The organism is Salinisphaera sp. PC39, assembly GCF_040361335.1.
Taxonomy (GTDB): domain Bacteria; phylum Pseudomonadota; class Gammaproteobacteria; order Nevskiales; family Salinisphaeraceae; genus APNM01.
In genome coordinates, this window is sequence record NZ_APNM01000010.1 from 21957 (window position 1) to 43690 (window position 21734).

21 protein-coding genes are annotated in these 21734 nt (G+C 69.7%); 8 read left to right on the plus strand and 13 right to left on the minus strand.

Annotation, left to right across the window (positions count from 1 at the left end):
* Positions 1-183 precede the first annotated feature (183 nt).
* From PC39_RS10910 to PC39_RS10935, 6 genes are all read right to left on the minus strand, one after another.
* Complete coding sequence (locus PC39_RS10910) at positions 184-2067, minus strand: CocE/NonD family hydrolase (protein ID WP_353253421.1); 1884 nt, start codon at positions 2065-2067, stop codon at positions 184-186.
* A gap of 131 nt (positions 2068-2198) precedes the next feature.
* Entirely contained in the window at positions 2199-3479 is a 1281-nt protein-coding gene (locus PC39_RS10915; protein ID WP_353253422.1) for a D-arabinono-1,4-lactone oxidase, read from the minus strand.
* Positions 3480-3515: 36 nt separating this feature from the next.
* The gene (locus PC39_RS10920) at positions 3516-4724 is read right to left on the minus strand and encodes an amino acid deaminase/aldolase (protein ID WP_353253423.1); all 1209 of its coding nucleotides are present in this window, start codon (positions 4722-4724) and stop codon (positions 3516-3518) included.
* A complete protein-coding gene (gene tesB / locus PC39_RS10925; protein WP_353253424.1) occupies positions 4702-5601 on the minus strand; it encodes an acyl-CoA thioesterase II in 900 nt (299 codons plus the stop codon). Before tesB ends, PC39_RS10920 begins: the two co-directional genes overlap by 23 nt.
* A gap of 117 nt (positions 5602-5718) precedes the next feature.
* The gene (locus PC39_RS10930; protein ID WP_353253425.1) at positions 5719-6159 is read right to left on the minus strand and encodes a PaaI family thioesterase; all 441 of its coding nucleotides are present in this window, start codon (positions 6157-6159) and stop codon (positions 5719-5721) included.
* Entirely contained in the window at positions 6156-6626 is a 471-nt protein-coding gene (locus PC39_RS10935) for a PaaI family thioesterase (protein ID WP_353253426.1), read from the minus strand. The genes PC39_RS10930 and PC39_RS10935 overlap by 4 nt, the downstream gene beginning before the upstream one ends.
* Positions 6627-6800: 174 nt before the next feature.
* Between PC39_RS10935 and PC39_RS10940 the strand changes: the two genes are divergently transcribed.
* A complete protein-coding gene (locus PC39_RS10940; RefSeq protein ID WP_353253427.1) occupies positions 6801-7607 on the plus strand; it encodes a crotonase/enoyl-CoA hydratase family protein in 807 nt (268 codons plus the stop codon).
* 23 nt (positions 7608-7630) lie between these two features.
* Positions 7631-8230: an LON peptidase substrate-binding domain-containing protein gene (locus tag PC39_RS10945; protein ID WP_353253428.1), complete on the plus strand. Its 600-nt coding sequence runs from the start codon at positions 7631-7633 to the stop codon at positions 8228-8230.
* Positions 8231-8270: 40 nt separating this feature from the next.
* Here the strand turns inward: PC39_RS10945 and PC39_RS10950 are convergent, their stop codons facing one another.
* Positions 8271-9284 (minus strand): ion transporter, encoded by a 1014-nt coding sequence (locus PC39_RS10950; RefSeq protein WP_353253429.1) that lies wholly within the window; start codon positions 9282-9284, stop codon positions 8271-8273.
* A 162-nt stretch (positions 9285-9446) separates the two neighbouring features.
* Between PC39_RS10950 and PC39_RS10955 the strand changes: the two genes are divergently transcribed.
* The 3 genes from PC39_RS10955 to PC39_RS10965 all read left to right on the plus strand — a co-directional run bounded on the left by PC39_RS10955 (position 9447) and on the right by PC39_RS10965 (position 12739).
* The gene (locus tag PC39_RS10955; protein WP_353253430.1) at positions 9447-10214 is read left to right on the plus strand and encodes a 3-hydroxyacyl-CoA dehydrogenase; all 768 of its coding nucleotides are present in this window, start codon (positions 9447-9449) and stop codon (positions 10212-10214) included.
* A gap of 72 nt (positions 10215-10286) precedes the next feature.
* Complete coding sequence (locus PC39_RS10960; RefSeq protein ID WP_353253431.1) at positions 10287-11477, plus strand: acetyl-CoA C-acyltransferase; 1191 nt, start codon at positions 10287-10289, stop codon at positions 11475-11477.
* Positions 11477-12739 carry a DsbA family protein gene (locus PC39_RS10965; protein WP_353253432.1) on the plus strand — a complete coding sequence of 421 codons (1263 nt, stop codon included), beginning with the start codon at positions 11477-11479 and terminating at the stop codon, positions 12737-12739. Before PC39_RS10960 ends, PC39_RS10965 begins: the two co-directional genes overlap by 1 nt.
* Positions 12740-12758: 19 nt before the next feature.
* Here PC39_RS10965 and PC39_RS10970 read toward each other — a convergent pair whose 3' ends face one another.
* From PC39_RS10970 to lipA, 3 genes are all read right to left on the minus strand, one after another.
* Positions 12759-13574, minus strand: a complete 816-nt coding sequence (locus PC39_RS10970; protein ID WP_353253433.1) for a helix-turn-helix transcriptional regulator — start codon at positions 13572-13574, stop codon at positions 12759-12761.
* A gap of 338 nt (positions 13575-13912) precedes the next feature.
* Positions 13913-14743, minus strand: coding sequence for an SDR family NAD(P)-dependent oxidoreductase (locus PC39_RS10975; RefSeq protein WP_353253434.1), 831 nt, complete (start codon positions 14741-14743; stop codon positions 13913-13915).
* 67 nt (positions 14744-14810) lie between these two features.
* Complete coding sequence (lipA, locus tag PC39_RS10980; RefSeq protein WP_353253435.1) at positions 14811-15809, minus strand: lipoyl synthase; 999 nt, start codon at positions 15807-15809, stop codon at positions 14811-14813.
* Between the two features lie 126 nt (positions 15810-15935).
* On the opposite strand from lipA, the gene PC39_RS10985 reads away from it, so the two are divergent.
* Positions 15936-16844: a DMT family transporter gene (locus tag PC39_RS10985; RefSeq protein WP_353253436.1), complete on the plus strand. Its 909-nt coding sequence runs from the start codon at positions 15936-15938 to the stop codon at positions 16842-16844.
* On the opposite strand, the gene PC39_RS10990 is transcribed toward PC39_RS10985, so the two are convergent.
* The 3 genes from PC39_RS10990 to PC39_RS11000 all read right to left on the minus strand — a co-directional run bounded on the left by PC39_RS10990 (position 16834) and on the right by PC39_RS11000 (position 18879).
* Complete coding sequence (locus PC39_RS10990; RefSeq protein ID WP_353253437.1) at positions 16834-17319, minus strand: hypothetical protein; 486 nt, start codon at positions 17317-17319, stop codon at positions 16834-16836. The genes PC39_RS10985 and PC39_RS10990 overlap by 11 nt on opposite strands.
* A gap of 427 nt (positions 17320-17746) precedes the next feature.
* Positions 17747-18529: a thioesterase family protein gene (locus PC39_RS10995; RefSeq protein ID WP_353253438.1), complete on the minus strand. Its 783-nt coding sequence runs from the start codon at positions 18527-18529 to the stop codon at positions 17747-17749.
* Positions 18526-18879 (minus strand): hypothetical protein, encoded by a 354-nt coding sequence (locus PC39_RS11000; RefSeq protein WP_353253439.1) that lies wholly within the window; start codon positions 18877-18879, stop codon positions 18526-18528. Before PC39_RS11000 ends, PC39_RS10995 begins: the two co-directional genes overlap by 4 nt.
* Positions 18880-19041: 162 nt before the next feature.
* Between PC39_RS11000 and PC39_RS11005 the strand changes: the two genes are divergently transcribed.
* Together PC39_RS11005 and PC39_RS11010 are read left to right on the plus strand one after the other, a co-directional pair.
* The gene (locus tag PC39_RS11005) at positions 19042-20235 is read left to right on the plus strand and encodes an acyl-CoA desaturase (RefSeq protein WP_353253440.1); all 1194 of its coding nucleotides are present in this window, start codon (positions 19042-19044) and stop codon (positions 20233-20235) included.
* Positions 20236-20383: 148 nt separating this feature from the next.
* Entirely contained in the window at positions 20384-21685 is a 1302-nt protein-coding gene (locus tag PC39_RS11010; RefSeq protein WP_353253441.1) for an ATP-grasp domain-containing protein, read from the plus strand.
* Positions 21686-21734: the final 49 nt, after the last annotated feature.

The window sequence follows — 21734 nt, forward strand, 5'->3', positions numbered from 1 at the left end:
TCATCCCGGAGAGACGCGACGCATCTCATCCGGGATCCAGCGAAGCATTCTCTAGCCCAACCTATGCCCCTGAATGCCGGATAAAATGCCCTGCGTTTTCACGACATGACCCTCTGCGTTCATCGGCGTCATCGGCGGATTGTTTGCCGCTTCGAAATCCGCGCAATCCGTGAAATCAGTGGATTATTCACTCCCCAGCGCCGACAACGGCACCGTCGGGAACACCACGCTGGAGGGTCGTTCGGCGTCGCTGTAGACGGTCATCACGCCGGCGAGCTGGTCCACCAGGTCGGTGAGCGGCGGCAGGCCGTGCGGGAAGTCGCTCGCCCCCACCGTCACCCGCAGACGGTGGCCTTCCCGGATTACCGCGCTGGTGGGGAAGACCTCGATCGGCAGGTGCACCACCTCGCCCGGTGTCATCGTCTGCCGGGATTCGGCGGTGTACGGATGCCACGGCTGGATCATCTCGCCGTCCAGGTAGCGCGACTCGTCCTCGTCCACGGCCCGCAGCGAGGCGGTGAGGATGCCGTTGGTCAGCTCGCGCGAGCCGCCGTCCGGGGCGACGTCGGTCACGCGTACCACGACGCCGGCGTCCAGGGCCGTGGTCGATAGCCAGATGTCGGCCTGGATCGGTCCGTTGATCGCGAAGTCCTCGGTCATCGGCGCCGTGGTGTAGGTCAGCTCCAGGGTCTCGGTCAGCCGGTTGTCCTCGAAGCAGGGCAGCATCGTCAGGCCCAGGATGCCGGCGGTCCACTGGCTGGTGCTGGCCGAGCACAGGCCGTTGACGGGTTGCTGCAGCACCAGCCGGCTGCCCTCGTCGATCGTGGGCGCCGCGGAGTCCAGGCCGCCGTCGGGCTGCAGGTACAGGCGCGTGGCGCGGGCCTCGGGATGCGGCCAGTCGGCGGCGGTGACGTAGCGCTCCGCGCCATAGTAGTACTGGGTGACCGGCGGCGCCGTCTCGGCGCCGGTGTCCATGCCGCGCAGGTAGCGGTCGAACCAGCGCAGGGCCAGGTGATCCAGATCGGGGACGCCGTCGGCCGGCAGGCCCTCGCCGGAGGAGCCGCCCAGGTGCTGCCAGGGGCCGATCAGCAGCTTGCTGTCGACCCGGTCGCGGAGCGCCTCGTAGAGCAGGGGCTCGCCGCGCTGGAAGATGTCGTTCAACCCGCCGACGATGAAGGTGGGGATGTCGATGCGGTCGGTCACCTCCAGGGGGCTGCGGGTGCGCCAGAACTCGCTGTCGTAGTTGCGGCCGCCGCCGATCACGGCGTTGGCGATGGTGGGCACGGTGAAGTTGGTCAGGGCGTTGAGCACGTGGTCCAGGAGAATCTCGGTGCCCAGGGCCGGGTCGGTGGCCAGCGCCTGTGGCGGGATCGCGCCGAGGGCCGTGACCAGGCCCATCCACAGCGGGATGAAGCCGACGTTGGTCTGGCCGCCGGTGAACACGATGTCGCGGTAGGCGTCGCCCATGGGCACGATCGCGAACACTGCCTTGTGCGCCGGATGCTGGTGGGCCGCGGTGAAGAGCTGGGTGATGCCCATGAAGGAGGCGCCCCAGGTGCCGACGTTGCCGTCGCACCAGGGCTGTGCCGCCACCCACTCCATGATCTCCAGGTAGTCCTGCTGCTCGCGCTCGCTGAACGCCTCCCAGTTGCCGGTGGAGTTGCCGGTGCCGCGCACGTCCACCGAGACATGGGCGTAACCGCGGCGGATCAGGAACTCGTTGCTGGCCGGGATTGCCGGGATGTTCTTGTTGTAGCCGGTGAGCGTGAGGATGGTGGGCACCGGGCCGGCGACCGGCTCGCCTTGCGCGTCGGCCGGCAGGGTGACGTTGACGGCGATGCGCTCGCCGTCGCTCATGGTCACGAACTGCTCGTCCAGCGCGGCGGTGCCGGGATGGGACGCCTCGCGTCCGTAATCCGTCCATTCGAGATTGACCGGTTCGACGCCGAGATCGGCGGCATCGCCGGACAGGCCGCCGCCACTGCCGCCGGAATTGCAGCCGGCCAGCAGGACGGCCGCCGTCGTGCACAGCGCGATACCCGCGCGCCGCGGGAATGGGTAACGCATCGGAGACTTCCCCCTCCTCCCATGAGGATGGTGCCGCCACCCGGGCGGCGGCATGAGGCGGCCTCGGGGCCGCTCGATTCTGTATCCGAAAAGTAACCTTTGTCGTTTTCGCGGTCAATCCGCGGCCGGTCTCAGAACAGGGTCCGCAGATGTTCGTTCAGGAACAGGCCGTCCGGATCCAGCCGCTGCCGCAGGTCCAGGAAGCGCGGCCACTCGGGGTATAGGCGGGCGAAGTCGTGGGCGGTCTTGGCATGCATCTTCCCCCAGTGCGGCCGGCCGTCGAAATCGTCGAAGATCGCTTCCGCTTCGCGGAAATAGGCGGCATGATCCATGCCCTTGTACATGTGCACGGCGATGTAGGCCGAGGCCCGGCCGTGGGCCGGCGACAGGGGGATGTCGTCCGCCGCCGCGAAGCGGCACTCCACGGGAAAGTGCACCCGGATGCGCTTGCGCTCGATCATGGCCGCCAGCGCCTTCAGGGCCTCCGGCAGGGCCGCCGCCGGCAGGTTGTACTCGCACTCGTTGAAGCGCACCAGGCGTTTGGTGGCATAGATCTCGTGGGCCGGCCGGATCTGGCGGTGGGTGGGTACCGTCGCCGCCGCCAGCCGTGCCACCGGCCGATCGGCCCCGGGCAGGCGCCGCACGGCCTCGGATAGCAGCCAGAAGGCACCGTTCTCCACCACCAGGTCCTGCAGCCGCCGGCGCCACTGGCCGCCCGTGGCCGGCTCGTCGGTGGCGTCCAGGAACTTGCGCTGCACGGTGGCCGTGTGCGGGAACCAGTAGAACTCGAAGTTGCGGTGGTTGGCGTTGAATTCGTCCAGGCGTGCCAGGGTCTCGTCCAGTCTCGCGCGCTCCCCGCGGTAGCGCAGCCGGTAGGCGGGCACGCAGTCCAGGGCCAGCTCGGTGACCACGCCCAGGGCGCCGAGGTGGATGCGCCCGGTGTGGAATATCTCGGGGTTCTCGTCGCGATCGCACCACAGCGATTCGCCGTCGGCCGTGACCAGCCGCATGCCGGCGACCTGCGTGGCGAGGTTGCCGAAGCCGGCCCCGGTGCCGTGGGTGCCGGTGGCGACGGCCCCGGCGATCGCCTGCACGTCGATATCGCCGAGGTTGGCCATGGCCAGGCCCCGTTCCGCCAGCGCCTCGTTGAGTGTCCCGAGGCGGGTGCCGGCACCGACGCGCACGCGGGTGCCGTCGATGTCGTGCACCCCGGCCAGGCGATCCAGCGACAACAGGGTGTCGCCGGTGGCGCACAACGGCGTGAACGAATGGCCGGCCCCCACCGGCCGCACCACGCCGCCCCGCTCGTGCGCGGCCGCGATCGCCGCGCGCACGCCGTCCTCGTCGGCCGGCCGCTCGATGCCGTGCGGGCGGCAGGTGACGGCGCCGGACCAGTTACGCCACGTGCTCATGCGTTTCTCCCTCCTCGGGCGCCGGCGAGGCGTGGCTCAGAGAAAGCACTGCCCCTCCCCGCGGTAGGTCGGCACCTCGTCCACGATCTCTTCGCCTTCCACCAGCAGCAGCTGGTCGAAGCGCTCGCACAATTCCCCCGCCTTGGCGTGCCGGAACAGCACCGGATCGCCCAGTTCGAGCGTCTCCGGTCCGTCGTAGAACACCGGCGTCTGCACTTCCCCCGCCCCCTCCAGCGGCGACAGCCGCGCCCCCGCCGGCAGCCAGGGCCGGGGCAGCCGGTCCTCGCCGGCCGCGCCCGAGGCCGGATAGCCGCCGCCCAGGCAGGTGACCATGCCCGGACCCGGGCGCCGCGACACCGGCAGGGCGAAGCCGGCCGCCGGCCGGTGCCGGAAGCCCGTGTAGGCGTCGAACAGCAGCGGATTGTAGAAGCCGGAGCCGGCGGTGACCTCGGTGACCCCCGCGAGTCCGCGCGAGAACTCAAGGCTGCCGGTGCCGCCGGCGTTGACGATGGCCGGCCGCAGGTTGGCGGCGTCCAGCGCCCCCAGGATCGCTTCGCGGCGCTGGCGAATGCGGTGTCGAGAGATGCGCTTGAGCAGACGCACCAGCCGGTTCTGCAGCCATTGCCCGGGCGCGGCGTCGGGTACGCCCGCGAGCTGGGCCTCGTAACCCATGATCGCGGCCGGTTCCAGGTGCGGATCCGCGGCCGCCGCCCGCGCCACGGCCGCGACCGTGGCCGGCTCGCGCAGCGGCGAGCGCAGGGCGCCGAAGGTCAGGCCGGGCAGGCGCAGTGACAGGTCGATCTCGACGGAAACCGGCAATTTGACGCCATGATCGGCGGCGATGGCCGACAATAGGCGCAAATGCGCCTCGCTGTCCGCGGTCAAAACGATCCGCGCGCCGGCGGCGGTGGCGCGGCAGGCGGCGGCGATGTCGTGGTGGGTGGTACTCGGGTACGCCACCAGCAGGTCGTCGAAGCCGCGATCCGCCAGCCAGGCCGCCTCGCCGGCGGTGAAGCACATAAGTCCGCGGAAGCGGGAGTCGCTGTCCAACAGCCGCCGCAGCAGCGCCGTGCAGCGCACCGACTTGGAGGCGATGCGCACCGGCAGGCCGCCGGCCCGCTCCAGGATGGCGCGGGCGTTGGCGTCGAAGACCTCCAGGTCGACCACCGCGGCGGGCAGGCGGTGGTCGGCCAGGATCCGGCGCCAGCGCCGGTAGGCCCCGTCAGTCGTCGCTTCGACGCTCACCCTGGATCTGCCGCATCAGCCCTTCCTGGGCCACCGAGGCGACCAGCTCGCCGTCGCGGTTGTAGATCAGGCCCCGCGACAGGCCGCGCGAGGACTGCGACCAGGGGCTGTCCATGGCGTACAGCAGCCACTCGTCGGCGACCACCGGGCGGTGGAACCAGAGGGCGTGGTCCAGGCTGGCCACGATCATGTTCTTTTGCATGAATGAGACGCCGTGCGGGAGCATGGCCGTCATCAGCAGGTTGAAGTCGGAGGCGTAGGCCAGCACGCAGCGGTGCAGCATCGGCTTGTCCGGCAGCGGTCCGCCGGCGCGGAACCAGATGTTCTGGAACGGCGCGCGTTTGTCCGGCGCCAGCGGGTTCCAGGGCTCCACCGGCCGGAATTCGATCGCCAGCTCGCGGGTCAGCGCCTTGCGCGCCCGGTCCGGCAGGTCGCCGGCTTCCTCCAGCCAGCGGCGGCGCAGCTCGTGCTCCGGCGTCAGCTCCTCGGGCGGCGGCACGTCCGGCATCGGCGCCTGGTGCGACAGGCCCTCCTCGTCCTTGTGGAAGGAGGCCAGCATGGAAAAGATCGGACGGCCGTGCTGGATCGCCTGCACCCGGCGCGCGACGAAGCTGCGCCCGTCGCGGATGCGGTCCACCTCGTAGACGATCGGGGCCTCCATGTCGCCAGGGCGCAGGAAATAGGCGTGCAGCGAATGCGGCGTCTCTTCCTCCACGGTACGCGCCGCCGCGACCATGGCCTGCCCCAGCACCTGCCCGCCGAACACGCTCTTGCCGCCGAGATCGCGGGAGCCGCCGCGGAACAGGTTCACCTCCAGCGGCTCCAGGTCCAGGAGATTGATCAGGTCGTCGAGAATGGCGTTGCGCACGCGGGTCATCGATGTATCCGGTTGATTCCGTATGCCCGCTATCTTCGGGGCTCGGCGCCGGACGGGCAAGTCGCCGCCGGGATCGGGGCGGGCGGCCGGGCGCATCGCGCGGCCGGATGGTATCGCTCAGTCGATATCCTGAAGCAGGAACACCGCCCGCACGGCGGCGACGGGCTTGTCGGGGTCGCTTTGCCAGGCCTCGGCGCGGACCTGGGCGACGCGGCGGCCCTGGCGGACCACGATGCAGGCGGCGAGCAGGTCCTCGGCGCGGGCGGAGCGCAGGTAGTCGATGCCGAAGTCGATCACGCGCGGGATGCGGCGCTGGGATTGCGAGATCAGGGCCTCGAACAGGGCGGCCTGTTCCATGAAGCCGCCGACGGCGCCGCCGTGCAGGGCGGGGATGCGCATGTTGCCGATCAGGTCGTCGCGGTAGGGCATGCGGTAGTGGCGGCCGTCCGCCGCCGGCTCGACCCGCATGTCCAGGTAGCGGGCATAGGGCACGGCGTCGATCATGCCGGCGTAGTCCTGGCGCGCGAGGGCGTCGGCGATGCGTTCGTAGGTGCTCACGATCGGTTCTTGCCGCGGCGTTCGTCGGTGCGGATGAAGGTGGCGGTGCACAAGGCCGTGGGGCGCTCGGGATCGCCCTGGTGGAGTTGCCCGCGCACGAAGGCGACGCTGCGGGTGAGGCGGTGGCACTCGGCGCGGGCGTGCAGTGCTTCGCCGGCGACCGCCGGCCGCAGGTATTCCATGCGCAGGTCGAGGGTGGCGATGGAGGCGTACTCCGGCAGCCGCAGAAACACGGCCAGGCCGCAGGTGGCGTCGATCAGGGAGATGCCGACGCTGGTCTGGAGCAGACCCGCGTCGGGGTCGCCGACGAAGTCTTCGCGGAACGGCAGGCGCGCCTCGGCCCAGCCCTCGCCGTAGTCGGCGATCTCGGCGCCGAGGGCCTGGTTGTGCGGAATCGCGCGCGCGAAGACCGACGCGATGCGCTCGCGCATCCTGGCCCGGTCTTCGTCGGTGACGGTCGTGGTCACGGGGGCTCCCGTTGCTGTGCCTGCGGCGGTTTCCGCGCGCCAACTTAGCCGTGGCGGGACGCGAAGTCCACCCGGGTAATGGGGGCTGTCCGTTGTGACTGCGGCGTCGCGGGGCTAGGCTGGCGGGTGCCGGGCATGCTCCGCGCATGCCGTGTCGTCCGTCCAGGAGGAAGCATGACCGATCGCGTGATCACCGATATCGCCGACGGGGTCGCCGAGGTGCGGCTCAACCGGCCCGACAAGCACAACGCCCTCGACCAGGCGATGTTCGACGGCATCGTGGAGGCCGGGCGTGCCCTGCTCGACCGGGGCGACGTGCGGGCCGTGGTGCTGCACGGCGACGGCCCCAGCTTCTGCTCGGGGCTCGACTATCCCAGCTTCATGCAGTCCGGTCAGGGGCTGGAATCGGCTTTCCAGAAGCTGCCCGACGAGCCCGCCAACGCCGCCCAGTACACCGCCATGGTGTGGCGTCGGCTGCCGATGCCGGTGATCGTGGCGATCCACGGCGCGGCCTTCGGCGGCGGGCTGCAGCTCGCCCTGGGCGGCGATATCCGCCTGGCGGCGCCGGACGCGCGGCTGTCGATCATGGAGGTCAAGTGGGGCCTGATCCCGGACATGGCCGCGACCGTGACCCTGAAGGACGTGGTCGGCCTGGACGTGGCCAAGGAGCTGACCTTCACCGGCCGCGTGGTCGACGGCGCGACCGCCGCCGATCTGCGGCTGGTGACCCGGACCGAGGACGATCCGCTGGGCGCCGCCCGCGCCCTGGCCGCGGAGATCGCCACCAAGTCGCCGGATTCGGTGCGCGGTGCCAAGCGCTTGTTCCAGACCGCCTGGGCCATCGACGAAGACGCCGCCCTGGCCGAGGAGGCGCGCATGCAGCAGGCCCTGATCGGCTCGCCCAATCAGATGGAGGCCGTGCAGGCGGCCCTGGCCAAGCGGCCGGGCAACTTCCGGGATCCCGAATCGGGGGCGGGTTGAGCCGGGCGCGCGCGGAGAGCCTGATGGACCTGCCGGACTACCCGCTGTTCCCGCTGTCGAGCGTGGTCTTTCCGGGCGGCGTCATGCCGTTGCGCATCTTCGAGCCGCGCTATGTCGACCTGGTACGGATCTGCATGCGCGGCAACACCGGGTTCGGCGTGTGTCCGCTGGAGGGTGGCTCCGAGACCGCCCACACCGCCGCGCCGCGTACGGTGGGCACCCTGGTCGAGATCGTGGATTTCGACCAGCTCGACGACGGCATGCTCGGGATCACGGTCGAAGGCCGGCGCCGCTTCGAGCTCCAGGACCGGCGACAGGCGGACAACGGCCTGTGGTGGGGCACCGTGCGCTTCCTGACCGAGGATCGCGACGTGCCCTGCCCGGAGGAATTCGCGCCGCTAAAGCAGGTGGCGGCCGCCCTGTACGCCCGCATCGGCGAGCCCTATGCCAGCCGCGGTCAGGATTTCGAGTCCGCCGGCTGGCTGTCGGCGCGGCTCACCGAGCTGCTGCCCTTCGATCCGGCCACCAAGCACGACCTGCTGGCGACCCGCGACCCGGTCGAGCGCCTGCGCCGCATCCAGCCGCTGGTGCGGATCGAGGCGGTGCAGGGCGAGGAGAACTAGCGGGCCTGCAACGCGGCCCACGCGGCAGGGGTCAACGGCCCTAGGCGTAGATATCCTTCCAGTGCTGCACGCGCGCCTGTTCCTTGAGCAGATCGATCACCTCGATCACCGCCTCGCGCAGTTGCGGATCGGCCTCCGCCTCCTCGTCCGCCAGCATGTCCAGCACGCTGTCGGCGATGTGTTCCAGCATGTCCTGGAACTCGGGTTCGCCGAGGCTGGCGACGGCCCCGTCCAGGACGCTGTTGACCGCGTCGCGGATCGCCTCCTCCAAGGTGCGGCCGACGTAGCCGCCCAGCATCGGTACCCGCTCCAACCGCCGGATGGCGGCGTTGTCCTCGACGGCTTGACGCACGAGCCCGCCCACGTAGGCCTGGATCTCGTCGCGGTTGGCGTCGTAGGTGCGGGACACGGCGCGGTCGATGCGCTCGCCCGCGGCGGCGGCCAGGTGGCGCTTGCGTGGCTGGAATACGTCGCGCACGATTCGTTGCGGCAGGTCGCCGCCGCGGCGCACCTCGATCTGCAGACCGTCGAGGATGTTGACGACCACGCGGTCCGACAATTCCTCCATGAGGATGTCGTAGTACTTCTTGAAGAAGGCGTAGACGCGCCAGCGGCGGACATCGATCAGGCCCATGCGCTGCAGGCGCACGATCAGGGCGAACACGCGCAATACGCGCAGCCAGCGGAAGCCGGCCAGCGGGATGCAGCCGAGCACGTCGTACCAGTGCACGAACGGGTAGAAGAACCAGCGGTGGTAGTAGCGCTCCCAGGCGGCCACGGCCCAGCCGATCAGCACGTCCGTGGCGAAGATCGCCACGAAGTACAGATCGATCATGCGGAAGTTCTCGTGCACCGTGCCCGCGTACCAGTCGCGGAAGCCGGGTGACAGCGAGCCGATGGCGTCCGCGATCGGGCCCACGGCGAACAACGAGTCGAACACGATCAGCGTCAGGTTCGCCGCGACCAGCGCCATGATCGCGAAATCCCAGACCAGACCAGCCCATTGGAGTGGGGTGGCGACGACGTTCTTGAGTTTGGCTGTGACGTTGGACATGCCGGGGCGCTGGCCCGTCGGGCGGTGTTGCGGAAACGATCGGCCCATAGCATGGCAAGCCGGGCGTCCTGTCAAGCGTTGGCGGTGGCGGCCGGTTAGGGTACAAACGCGGGTTCGTCGTGAACCGGCGAGCCGATTCCAGAGAGTGAACAGGAGGAGAGCATGGATATCGACAAACGCGCTTTCGTGATCACCGGCGGCGGCTCCGGCCTGGGCGCGGCCACGGCCCGCACGCTCGCGGCGCAGGGCGCCCGCGTGCTGATCGCCGACGTCAACGCCGACGCCGGCGAGGCGATGGCGAAGGAACTGGGCGATGCCGGCCGCTTCGTGCGCTGCGACGTGACCGACGAGGATCAGGCCCAGGCGGCGATCGACGCCTGCCGCGAATCCTTCGGCGGCGTCCACGGCCTGATCAACTGCGCGGGCATCGGCATCCCGGCCAAGGTTTTGGGCAAGGAGGGGCCGCAGCCCCTGGCCGGCTTCAGCAAGGTGGTCCAGATCAACCTCATCGGCACCTTCAACATGATCCGGCTGGCGGCGGCCGCCATGGCCGAGAACGAGCCGGACGCCGGCGGCGAGCGCGGCGTGATCGTCAACACCGCCTCGGTGGCGGCGTTCGAGGGCCAGATCGGCCAGGCTTCCTACTCCGCGTCCAAGGGCGGGGTCGTGGGCATGACCCTGCCGATCGCGCGCGAACTGGCGCGTCACGGCATCCGCGTGGTCACCATCGCGCCGGGGCTGTTCGACACCCCGATGATGGCCGAACTGCCGGAGAACGTCCGCGAGTCGCTGGGCCAGATGGTGCCGTTCCCCTCGCGCCTGGGTCTGCCGGAGGAGTACGCGCGCATGGCGCGCGACATCGTCGAGAACCCCATGCTCAACGGCACCACCATCCGCCTGGACGGCGCCATCCGCATGCAGCCCAAGTGACCTGACGCCGCCCCTTTCCCCGGCCGGGGGAAGGGGCGGGCCCGAGGACCGAGCAGACCGAGTATTCCAGCGATGAGCAACGAACCGATCGTGATCGCGGGCATGGCCCGCACCCCCATGGGCGGCCTGCTGGGCAGCCTGGGTGCCGAGACCGCCGCCGGCCTGGGCGCGGTGGCCGTGCGCGAGGCCGTGTCCCGGGCCGGTGTCGCGCCCGAGGATGTCCAGGAAGTGATCATGGGCAATGTCCTCGGCGCCGGTCAGGGCCAGGCCCCCGCCCGCCAGGCGTCGCTGGGCGCCGGGCTGCCGCTGGCGGCCGGCTGCACCACCGTCAACAAGATGTGCGGTTCCGGCATGAAGGCGATCATGCTGGGTCACGACCTGATCCGCGCCGGCAGCGCGCGGATCGTGGTGGCCGGCGGCATGGAGAGCATGAGCAACGCGCCCTACCTGGTGCCGCGTGCCCGCGGCGGCCTACGCCTGGGGCACGGCGAATTCAAGGACCATCTGTTCCTGGACGGCCTGGAGGATGCCTACGACAAGGGCCGGCTGATGGGCAGCTTCGCCGAGGATTGCGCGGCCAAGTACGCATTCTCGCGCGAGGACCAGGACGCCTTCGCCGTCGCCTCCCTGGAACGGGCGCGGGCGGCCAGCGAGAACGGCGCCTTCGCCGCCGAGATGACGCCGGTGGAGATCGCGGGGCGCAAGGGCCGCGTGACCGTGGACCGCGACGAACAGCCCTTCGCCACCAACAAGGACAAGATTCCGGGCCTGAAGCCGGCGTTCAAGCCGGACGGCACCATCACCGCCGCCAACGCCAGCTCGATCTCGGACGGCGCCGCGGCCGTGGTGCTGATGCCCGAGAGCGAGGCCGAGCGCCGCGGCGTGACGCCCATCGCGCGAATCCTCGGCCACGCCTCGCACGCGCAGGAGCCCGGCTGGTTCACCACCGCGCCGGTGGCGGCCATGCGGCGTCTCAACGAGACGCTGGGCTGGTCCGCCGGCGACGTCGACCTGTACGAGATCAACGAGGCCTTCGCCGTGGTCGCCATGGCGGCGATGCGCGAACTGGACCTGCCGCACGACATCGTCAACGTCAACGGCGGTGCCTGCGCCCTGGGCCACCCGATCGGTGCCTCCGGCGCCCGCATCGTCGTGACCCTGCTGGCCGCCATGGCCGCGCGCGGCGGCCGGCGCGGCGTCGCCTCGCTATGCATCGGCGGGGGCGAGGCCACCGCCCTCGCGGTCGAGGCGATGGGCGCCTGATGGCCACGACCGGCGCCCGTGTCGCGGGCCTGATCGTATCGCCGCGGCTGGCGGCGGCACGCCGGCTCGCGGCCGACGCCGGCGCCGCCCTGCGCCTCGCCCGGCCGGAGATCACGCTCTACTACCAGGCGGGCGACGCCTGGTCGCATCTGTGCGCGCAGTTGCTGCCGGGGCTGCGCGAGCGCGTGGATGCCGACTTCCGGGTCGTGGTGGTGCCTCCGGCCGCGGACGGCAGCAACGCCGCGCCCGAGTTGGGGCCGCCCTACGCTCTACTCGATGCGCAACGGGTGGCGCCGGCCTGGGGGCTGGCGATACCGCCGGCCGCGCGTCTGCCCGAGCCGGACTTGCGCGAGGCCGGCGAGCGCGCCCTGCTGGGGGCCGCCGATCTCGACCAGTTCCTGGCGTGGGAGCGGGTGGTCACGGCCGCCCTGTGGGCCGGCCACCGCGACGCCCTCGCGGAACTCACCCCCGCGCCGGACCCCGACGCCGTCTTGGCGAAGAACTTGGCCGAACTGCAGGCGCGGGGCCATTACCAGGGCGGCATGTGGCATTTCCGCGGCGAGTGGTATTGGGCCCTGGACCGGTTGCCCTACCTGGAGGCACGCCTGCGTGGCCTCGGGCGGGTACACGGTGACCAGCCGCTGACGCGGCTCGATCCGTCCCGCGCCGCCCTGCCGGCGGCGACCGGCCGTGCCGACGAGCTCGATTTCTTCTTCAGCTTCCGCAGCCCGTATTCCTACATCGCCGTGGACGCCGTCGCCGCGGTCGCGGAACGCCACGGCGTGCGCCTGAACGTGCGGCCGGTGCTGCCCATGGTGATGCGTGGCCTCAAGGTGCCGCGCGCCAAGCGGCTGTACATCGTGCGCGACACCAAGCGCGAGGCCGATCGTCTGGGCGTGCCCTTCGGCCGGCTGGCCGATCCGCTGGGCGGGGGCGTGGAGCGTTGCCTGGCCCTGTTCCCGCATTTCGCGGAGCGGGGCGAGGAAGTGCCCTTCCTGCGGGCGGTCGGCCGGGCCGTCTGGGCCGAGGGCCGGCCGGTGCGCAAAGCGCGGGTCATGCGCCGTGTCCTGGCCGCGGCCGGGCTCGACGCGGACGTGGTCGACCGCTACCCGCCCGATGCCGCTCCCCGCTACGCCGAGGCCAACCGCGAGGCCCTGACGGAACTGGGATTGTGGGGCGTGCCCAGCTTCCGCGCGGGCAATCTGGCGACCTGGGGCCAGGACCGGCTGTGGCTGGTGGAGGAGGCGCTCAGGCGGGTCTGACCCGCGGCTGCCGTCAGGATCAGGAGGCTTCGGGCGGAATCTCCGCGTTACCCCGGCGTCTGCCATAACGGGCGTACTGGATCGAAGCGTTGGCCGATGCCGACGCCGTGGCGAGTTCGTACAGCCGGCGCGGGTTCTCCGCGGTGACGGGGCGGGCACCCTCGCCTTCCGCCCAGTCGAGCACATCGACCAGATGCCACAGTGACGCATGTCCGCCGGTATGCGCTGGCGGCGGGAAGCCGCCGCGCCGGCCGGTCACGATCTTGCGGGTATTTTGACGCGAACAGCCGAGAAGCTCGGCGATCTCGGACAGGCCGATCAGGTCCGGGGCGGCCTCGATCAGTCTGGCCCGCGGGATCGCGCGCCGCACATCCCGGATTGCCGAAGCAAGTGCCGCCGGGGCGCTGTCGGCGTGCCGGCAGAAGTCGAGACCGATCGAGCCATGCTGACCCAGACCCACCATGGCGTCGTCGCACCCCGCCTCGAACAGCGCGTCGAGATGGGTTTCCGGGTCGCCGGCCGGGGCCGGCAACGCGAATTTCAATGTGAATTCGTACTCGGCGCTCATCGGTGCTTCGGTGGTGTGTCCCGGTGCGAACAGTTGTCGACCCAGCGGCGGATCGCCCTGGCATGGCCTGCCGGATCCCGCGGCGTGCCCCAGATGGCGTTTGAGCAGAACTGGCCGTTCCGGCAGGCGGCGTCGTTGTGGGGGGCAGCGCAACTTGCCGAAGGCGTGCGCGCTCTTGTCCACCGGAACCAGCCGCCGGCCCGCGGCCAGGGCGTAGTCGGTCGCGGCCTGTACGTCCTTGTCTTTGTGGCGCTTGCGGCGTTCCATGCCTTTGGGCCTGTTAACCCTTCCCGCGCGGGCCGCGCCGGTGGCCATTTTGTCGCAAGACAAGACGCCGGGAGCGTGGCGTAGCGGGCTTACGCGAGCGAGCGGCAACGCAGGATTGCGGGAAAATGGCCGCCGTCCCGCAGGGTTGCGCCCAAAATCGTGCCATCCGGCGTTGCGTGGCTTGGTCTTGGCACCCGGCCAAGGCGCGGCGCCACGCGCCTTGGCTGACACGATTTTGGACTGCAACGCGGCCCGCGGGGGAAGGGTTAACAGGCCCTAGTGTAAGTCGGAATTTTTGGTTGTCAATCGACAACCGTCGGTTGTTCGTATCCGGGCCCTCAGGTCAGTCCGGACATGTGCTCGCTCTCCGTCCACAGCCGCCGCGCCAGCTCGGGATCGCGGCTGCGGGCCGAGCTCTTGGCGATGCGGCGGTTGACCAGGTATTCGCCGTTGATGCCGCGCGCCTCGTCGGCTGTGGCCAGCCAGATCGCGGTGTCGGCGCCCTGGGCCGGGGTGATCATGAGCTTGTCGGCGAGCCAGGGGATCGGCTGCGGCAGCTCGCGCCAGATGCCGGTGGCCACCGCACCGGGGTGGAAGGCGTTGGCGGTCAGGCCGCGATCGCCGTAACGGCGGGCCAGCTCGCGGGCGAAGATCAGGTTCGCGAGCTTGGCCTGGGCGTAGCCCGAGAAGCCAATGCGATGGCGGCGCGGATCGGTGAAGCTCTCGAAGTCGATGCGGCCGGTCTTGTGCGCGACCGAGCTGGTGAGAATCACGCGCGGTGCCGGCGCCGCCAGCAGCCGCTCCAGCAGGCGATTGGCGAGCAGGAAGTGGCCCAGGTGCATCACCCCGATCATGGCCTCGTAGCCGTTGGGCAGGGTATGCAGCTTGCGGGTGTAGAGCCCGGCGTTGAGCACCAGCACGTCGATCGCCGGCAGGCGGTTGCCGATGTCGTCGGCGAAGGCGCGCACGGCCTCGAAATCGCCCATGTCCAGGGGCAGGCCCTCGGACCGGGGTCCGGTGGCGCCGGCATTCACCGTCGCCACGGCGTCTTGCAGCTTGTTTGGGTCGCGGCCGGTAAGGATCACGGCATCCCCGGCCGCGGCCAGGGCCTTCGCCGTCTCCAGGCCGATACCGCCGCTGCCGCCGGTCACGATGACGTTCCGCGTCATGGTTCTCCCCCGTGCGTGATGGTCGTTTCCGGATCGCCCGTCGCCCGGCGCATCCGGCGCCGCCGGATCAGGCCGACTCGGCGAGGCCGCAGTTGTTCTTGTCGAAGACGCGGTCGGCGCGGTAGGACGAGCGCACCAGCGGCCCGGAGACGACCTCCAGGAAACCGCGGGCGAGGCCCCACTGACGGTACTTCTCGAAGTCCTTGGGCGGCACGTAGCGCTCCACCGGGAGATGGTTCACGGTCGGGCGCAGGTACTGGCCGAAGGTGACGATGTCCACGCCGATGGCCTTGAGGTCGTCCAGGGTCTCGACGATCTCGTCCTCGGTCTCGCCCAGGCCCAGCATCAGGCTGGTCTTGGTGAGCACGTCGGGCCGGTGGCGCTTGGAATGCTCGAGCACCGACAGGGTCTTGTCGTAGCCCGCGCGCGGGTCGCGCACCTTGTGCGTGAGACGGCGCACGGTCTCGACGTTCTGGGCGAACACGTCGAGGCCGGAGTCGACCACCGTCTCCACGTGCTCGAAATGCCCGCCGAAGTCCGGGGTCAGGGCCTCGACCCGGGTCTCGGGGTTGAGCCGCTTCACCTCGCGCACGCAGGCGGCGTAGTGGGCGGCGCCGCCGTCGGGCAGGTCATCGCGGTCGACCGAGGTCAGGACCACGTACTTCAGCCCCATGATCTGCACCGAGTCGGCGCAGGCCGCGGGCTCGTTCTCGTCGAGCCAGCCGCGCGGGTTGCCGGTGTCCACCGCGCAGAACTTGCAGGCGCGGGTACAGACATCGCCCATCAGCATCAGCGTGGCGGTGCCGTGGCTCCAGCACTCGCCGATGTTGGGGCACATGGATTCCTCGCAGACGGTGGCGAGCTTGTGCTCGCGCACATTGCGCTTGACCGCCTCGTAGCCGGGGCCGGAGGGCAGGCGCGCCCGCAGCCAGTCGGGCTTGCGGCCTATCGGGACGGCGGCGGAATCGCGCCGCGACTTGATGCCGTTCTTGATCGCGCGCACGCCATTGGGTTTCTCGATCTTGCTGCCCGAGATCACCGGGATGCCTTTGAACGTCTGACTCATGGTCGGTCGGCGGGTTGAAGTCGTATGGGTAAGAGTGTAACAGGCGCTTTGCCCGTGCCTTGGTTACGCAGCGTATGTCCGGTTGGATTTCCGGTCTCGGCCGAATGGTAATAGGATGCGCCGATCATGGCGGTAGCTCAGCGCAAGGCCTGGCCCCTGCTTTTCCTGGTGGTGGTGCTCTGGGGATGCAACTGGCCGGTGATGAAGGTCGGGCTCGATTTCATCCCGCCGCTGCATTTCGCCGCCGCGCGCATGTGCCTGGGCGCCGTCACCCTGGGGATCGTGGCCGCCGCCGTCGGTTCCTTCCGTCTGCCCACCCGGGCCGACATGCCGCTGGTGCTGGGCGTCGGGCTGCTGCAGATGGCCGGCTTCCTGGCCCTGGTCAACACGGCGCTGCAGTACGTGCCCGCCGGGCGTTCCGCGATCCTGGCCTACACCACGTCGCTTTGGGTGCTGCCCATGGCGGCGCTGTTCCTGCGCGAGCGGCTGGCGCCGCTCAAGGCGCTGGGCATGCTCCTGGGCATGACCGGCGTGGCGGTGCTGTTCAATCCGCTGGGCTTCGACTGGAGCGACCCGCAGGTGCTGCTGGGCAACGGCCTGCTGCTGTGCGCCGCCTTTCTGTGGGCGGCCCTGATCGTGCTCGTGCGGGGATACCACGGCGACAGTTCGCCGCTGACCCTGGGCTTCTGGCAATTTACGCTGGCGACGGCGGTGCTGCTGCCGTTGGCCCTGTTGCTGGAGGACAGCGCCGATATCGTGCCGGGCACGACCCTGGCGGTGATCCTGTTCTACAACGGTCCGGCGGCGACCGCCTTCTGCTTCTGGGGGATGATCACGGTGACCCAGAGCCTGCCCGCCATCACCACGTCCCTGGCGACCCTGGCGGTGCCGGTCGTGGGCAGCATCGCCGCGGCGGTGTCATTGGGCGAGCCGATCACCGCGACCAACGGTCTCGGACTGGGCTGCATCGTCGCCGGCCTCGCGCTGGTCAGCGTCGCTGACTGGTATCGCCGGCCGGCGGCGGTCAGTAGGTGAAGACGAAGCCGACGCCCACCGCCACGTCACGCTCCTTGCTCTCCTCGTTCTCGCTGTAGCCGAAGCCGCCCTGGAGCCCGAAGTTCTCGGTCAGCCAGCGGCGCTGGATCACGCCGCGCGTGTTGTAACGCGGATCGAACAGGTTGAGCGTCTCCAGCTCCGGCCGGGCGATCTCGCGGGGCGTGAGGTCGAGCTCGAGGTAGGGGCGTTCGGCCAGTGCCGCGCGGGCGTCGCCGCCGGTCGCCGGCAGCGAGTCCGGCGCCAGTTCCGTGGTCAGCGGCCGCTTCGGCTCGGCCGCGGTTTCGTCGTCCGTCTCGGGCCAGAGGATGACTGGCGCCGGTTCCCCGCCGGACTCGGATGCCGGCGGCGTGGCCTCCCCGGCGCCCGTGTCCGGTCCGTCGCCGAGACGCAGCACGCCGTAGCCGCCCGCGATCAGGGCGGCGAATGTGAGCAGGACGGTCGCGAGGCGTGTCATGCTGCCAATTGTAAGGCCGCGTCGATGGGTTGCTAAGAGGGTGTCTACAAAATCAACCGGTATGAGTGAGCCGTCCGGCCAGTAGCCAGGCTCCCGCCGATCGGACCCAGGCCTTGGTTGACGGGACATGAAACCACAGAGGCGCACGGAGGCGAAGAGTTTTTAACCACAGAGACTCAGAGGCGCAGAGTTAAAGAACAACAACAACGAAAAGAGACAAGAGATTCAGGGACAGGAGAGCTTCAAAAGGCTTCATGCCCTTTTATCTCCGTGCCTCTGTGTCTCTGTGGTTCACTTCAGCAGGGGTAGGCTGGCACAAGGGCCGTCTGGCCCGTTTCCGGCGAATGTCGGGAACGCTTTGCTTGTCCCGGCCCACCGTCTGCCTTTGCTCGCCGCGTTTCGTAAAAAACCTCCAAGGAGCGCCGGCTCAGCGCGACTGCACGATCAACGACTGGGCGGCGCGTCCGATGGGGCCGCGTTCATCGTAGAGCCGCGAATCGGCCAGGGCGACGCCGTTGGACTGCGGCGTCGTCACGGCGTCCAGACAGACCCATTCGCCCGCGGGCAGCCGGTGCAGGTGCACGGTCAGGTCCGGGTTCACGAAGGTGAAGCGGCGCAGGTCGAGCACCAGGCTGAGCCCGTTGCCGGAGTCGGCCGCGGTCATCACCCGCTGCAGCGGCGTCGGTTCCTCGCCCGCCACCAGCGGCACCCGCATGCGCATCCAACCGGCCATCGCGCCGCGCCCGAATTCGCCGCGGGCCACGCGGATCTCCATGGCCGTGTGATAGCCGACATCGGCGGTGAAGAAGGGGAACTCGAAGGCCTCCGACTCGGCCGGCGGTCGCGGCGGTTCCGCCGGGTCCGTCGCCGGCGGCACCGGAAGATCGGCGGTGCGCAGGGCCAGCGCCCGGGCCCGGATCAGGGCTGTGTCGCCGGCCCGCAGCTCGGCCTCTATGAGCCGCATCCGGCGTCCGCCATGCGACTCTTCGGTGGCCACGGTCAGCTCGGCGATCGGTACCGGCCGCAGGATCTCCAGGGTCATCCGTGCCACCTGCATGGGGATGTCCGCCGGCAGTGCCCGCTCCACGGCGCGCGCGATCAGCGCGGCCGGCGGGCCGGCGTGCTGGTGGTCGGGGCTCCAGGGACCGCGCGTGAGCTCGGTGGCGGCGAAGGTGTCGCCGGCCGGCCGGAAGAAGGCATCGGCGGTCATCGCGACGCTCCCGCGGGAACCCGATGGGCGGCCTCCTCCAGGTAGTCCGCCACGTGGCGCATCTGCTCGGGCGAGAGACCGCGCATCACCCGGCGGATCGCGCCGCCCGCGGCCCGGCTGCCGGCGTTTACCGCCATGTCCACGACCCGGCGCAGGGTGGAACCGGCGCCGAGGGCGCGCACCGGCCGCCGGAAATGGAAATCCAGGCCCGTGGTCATGATCTGGATCACCAGCTCGGCGGTCTCGCGCCGCGGCAGGTCGGCGGCGTCGACGGTCCGCAGGCGCTGGGCCACGTCGCGCAGCCGCGCGGCTTGATCGCGGTCGATGGGGAACCCGATGATCTCGTGCATGGTCTCAGTGTGCTCGCGTATCGCGCGCGAAGCATACAACAGGGGCGCATCCCTCGTGTCGTCGGCCCGCGTAATATGCGATACTGATCCAGTTTGCGACCGCCGGGGCAGAGGCCCGGGCGGAAGCGGGCAAGGTGCATGAAATCGAGGTTTGTTGCCGCCATGAGCGACGCTAGGAAATTCCCCCTCAACCCGGATCTGTCGGACGACTTCAACTGGCCGCAGTTCATCCCGTTCGCGCTGATGCACGTCGCGCTGATCGGCATCTGGTGGACCGGGTTCACGGTCGAGTCGGTGGCGCTGTGCGTGGGTCTGTACGTGGCCCGCGTGTTCGGCATCACCGGGGGATATCATCGCTACTTTTCCCACCGCGGCTACAAGACCAGCCGCGCGTTCCAGTTCGTCATGGCGCTGCTCGGCGCCACCGCGATGCAGAAGGGGCCGCTGTGGTGGGCCGCCAAGCACCGCGAGCACCATCGCGACTCGGACATGCCCGAGGACGCGCATTCGCCGCGCCAATACGGCACCTTCGACGCCCACGTCGGCTGGGTCTACCGCGAGGCGCGCACCCATCCCGACATGGACCTGATCCAGGACTTCAGCAAGTACCCGGAACTGCGCTGGCTGGAGCGGAACCAGTACGCGCCGGGCCTGATCCTGGCCGTGATCTGCTGGCTGGTGGCCGGCTGGTCGGGCCTGTTCGTGGGCTTTTTCCTGTCCACGGTGCTGGTGTATCACGCCACCTTCACCGTCAACTCGCTCAACCACATGGTCGGGCGTCAGCGTTACCTGACTGGCGACGATTCCCGGAACAATTGGTTGCTGGCGATCATCACTCTGGGCGAGGGTTGGCACAACAACCATCACTACTACCCCTCGACCGCGCGCAACGGCTTCTTCTGGTGGGAGGTCGACGTGACCTACTACCTGCTCAAGGCCCTGTCCGCGGTCGGCCTGGTGCGGGACCTGCGGCAGCCGCCCAAGAGCATCCTGGCCAACGAGAAGGCGCCCACCCAGAAGATCATCGACAAGTGCGCGGTGTACATCGCCGACGGCTTCCCGGTGGACAAGATCGCCGCCAACATCCGGCAGCGCTGGGAAGGCAGCCATGTGATGGAGGACCTGCGCGGCATGGCCCGGCACAAGTGGGACGAGGCCGAGGCCTACCTGGCCGAGATCGCGATGCCCGAGCTGCCGACCCTGGACGAGCTCAAACAGCGGGCCCACCGCAACTTCAAGGTCCGCCACGAGGCGCTGGATCATGCCATCGAGCGGGCGCACGAGATGCTCTCGCGGGCCGTCTCGCGGCGTCTGCTGGAGGACATGCAGCGACAGCAGCAGACCGCCGGCGTCTGACGGGCGCCCAACCCCCGCTGTCGCGAAGGCCCTCTCCGGAGGGCCTTTTTTATGGTTCGCGTCCCGCTTCATCGATAGCTCTTGAATAATCTCTTGTTCGTCACGATCAATGATGGCTATCGAAGTTTCGACGAAGCGGAGAAGCCAAATGGCGAAGAGGAACGTCTTCGTCTTCGGCCTCAACGACTTCAACCTGCGGATGTTGGAGCAGGTGCGTGGGGCCGAGGATATCGAGTTCCATCGGTTGCTCGACGAGTCCGAGCTGGTCGAGCGCAAGCAGTACCCGATCGAGCAGATCCTGGAGCACGCGCGCGAGCGGTTGCGCGCCTTCCCGGGGAGTGTCGACGGCATCATCCATTACATCGACTTCCCGGTGAGCACCATGGTGCCGATCCTGGCCCGCGAGTTCGGGTTGCCCTCGGCCCCGTTGTCCGCGGTGCTGCGCTGTGAGCACAAGTACTGGGCGCGGGTCGAGCAGGCCAAGGTGGTCCCCGAGTACGCGCCGCCGTTCGCGGCTTTCGATCCGTTCGACGACGATGCCCTGCGGCGCCTGGAGGACGAGGTCGGCTACCCCTTCTGGGTCAAGCCGATCAAGTCGTTCTCTTCCTATCTCGGCTTCCGTATCGGGTCGCCGGCGGATTTCCACGAGGCCATGACCCGGATGCGCGCCGAGATCTCGCGCTTCGCGGCGCCCTTCGACAACCTCCTGGAGCGGATCGACCGGCCGCCGGAGGTCGCGGATATCGGCGGCGGCCACTGCATCGCCGAGGGCATCATCGGCGGCCGGCAGTGCACGCTGGAGGGTTACGTCCACGACGGCGCGGTCCACGTCTACGGCGTGATCGATTCCATCCGGCACGCCAACCGCTCGTCGTTCGGTCGCTACCAGTACCCGTCCAGCCTGCCGCGGCGGGTGACCGACGAGATGAAGGCGGTCGCGACCCGCTTCATGCGACATGTCGGCTACGACAACGCGCCGTTCAACATGGAGTTCTTCTGGGACCGGCGGCGCGACAAGGTCTGGCTGCTGGAGATCAACACGCGCATCTCGGAGTCCCACTGCGACCTGTTCGAGAAGGTGGACGGTACCTCCAACCAAGAGGTCGCGGTGGATCTCGCGCTCGGCCGCGAGCCGCGGTTCCGGCACGACGCGGGCGAGTTCCGGGTGGCCGGCAAGTTTTTCCTCCGCACCTACGGCGACGCCCGCGTGACCCGCGTGCCGTCGGCCGAGGAGGTGCGCCGCGTCGAACGCGCCATCCCGGGCACCAAGATCCAGATCCTGGCGCGCGAGGACGCCGACCTGTCCGACATGATGGACCAGGACAGCTACACCTTCTGCCTGGCCCAGGTGTTCATCGGCGGCGACAGCCAGCGCGACATCCTGGCGAAGTACCGCCGCGCCTCGGAGATGCTGTCGTTCGGTCTGGACACGGTCCGGGAGGCGGCATGAGCGCGGACCGGCGGACAGGTACCGAGATCGTGCGGGAGTTCCCGTACCG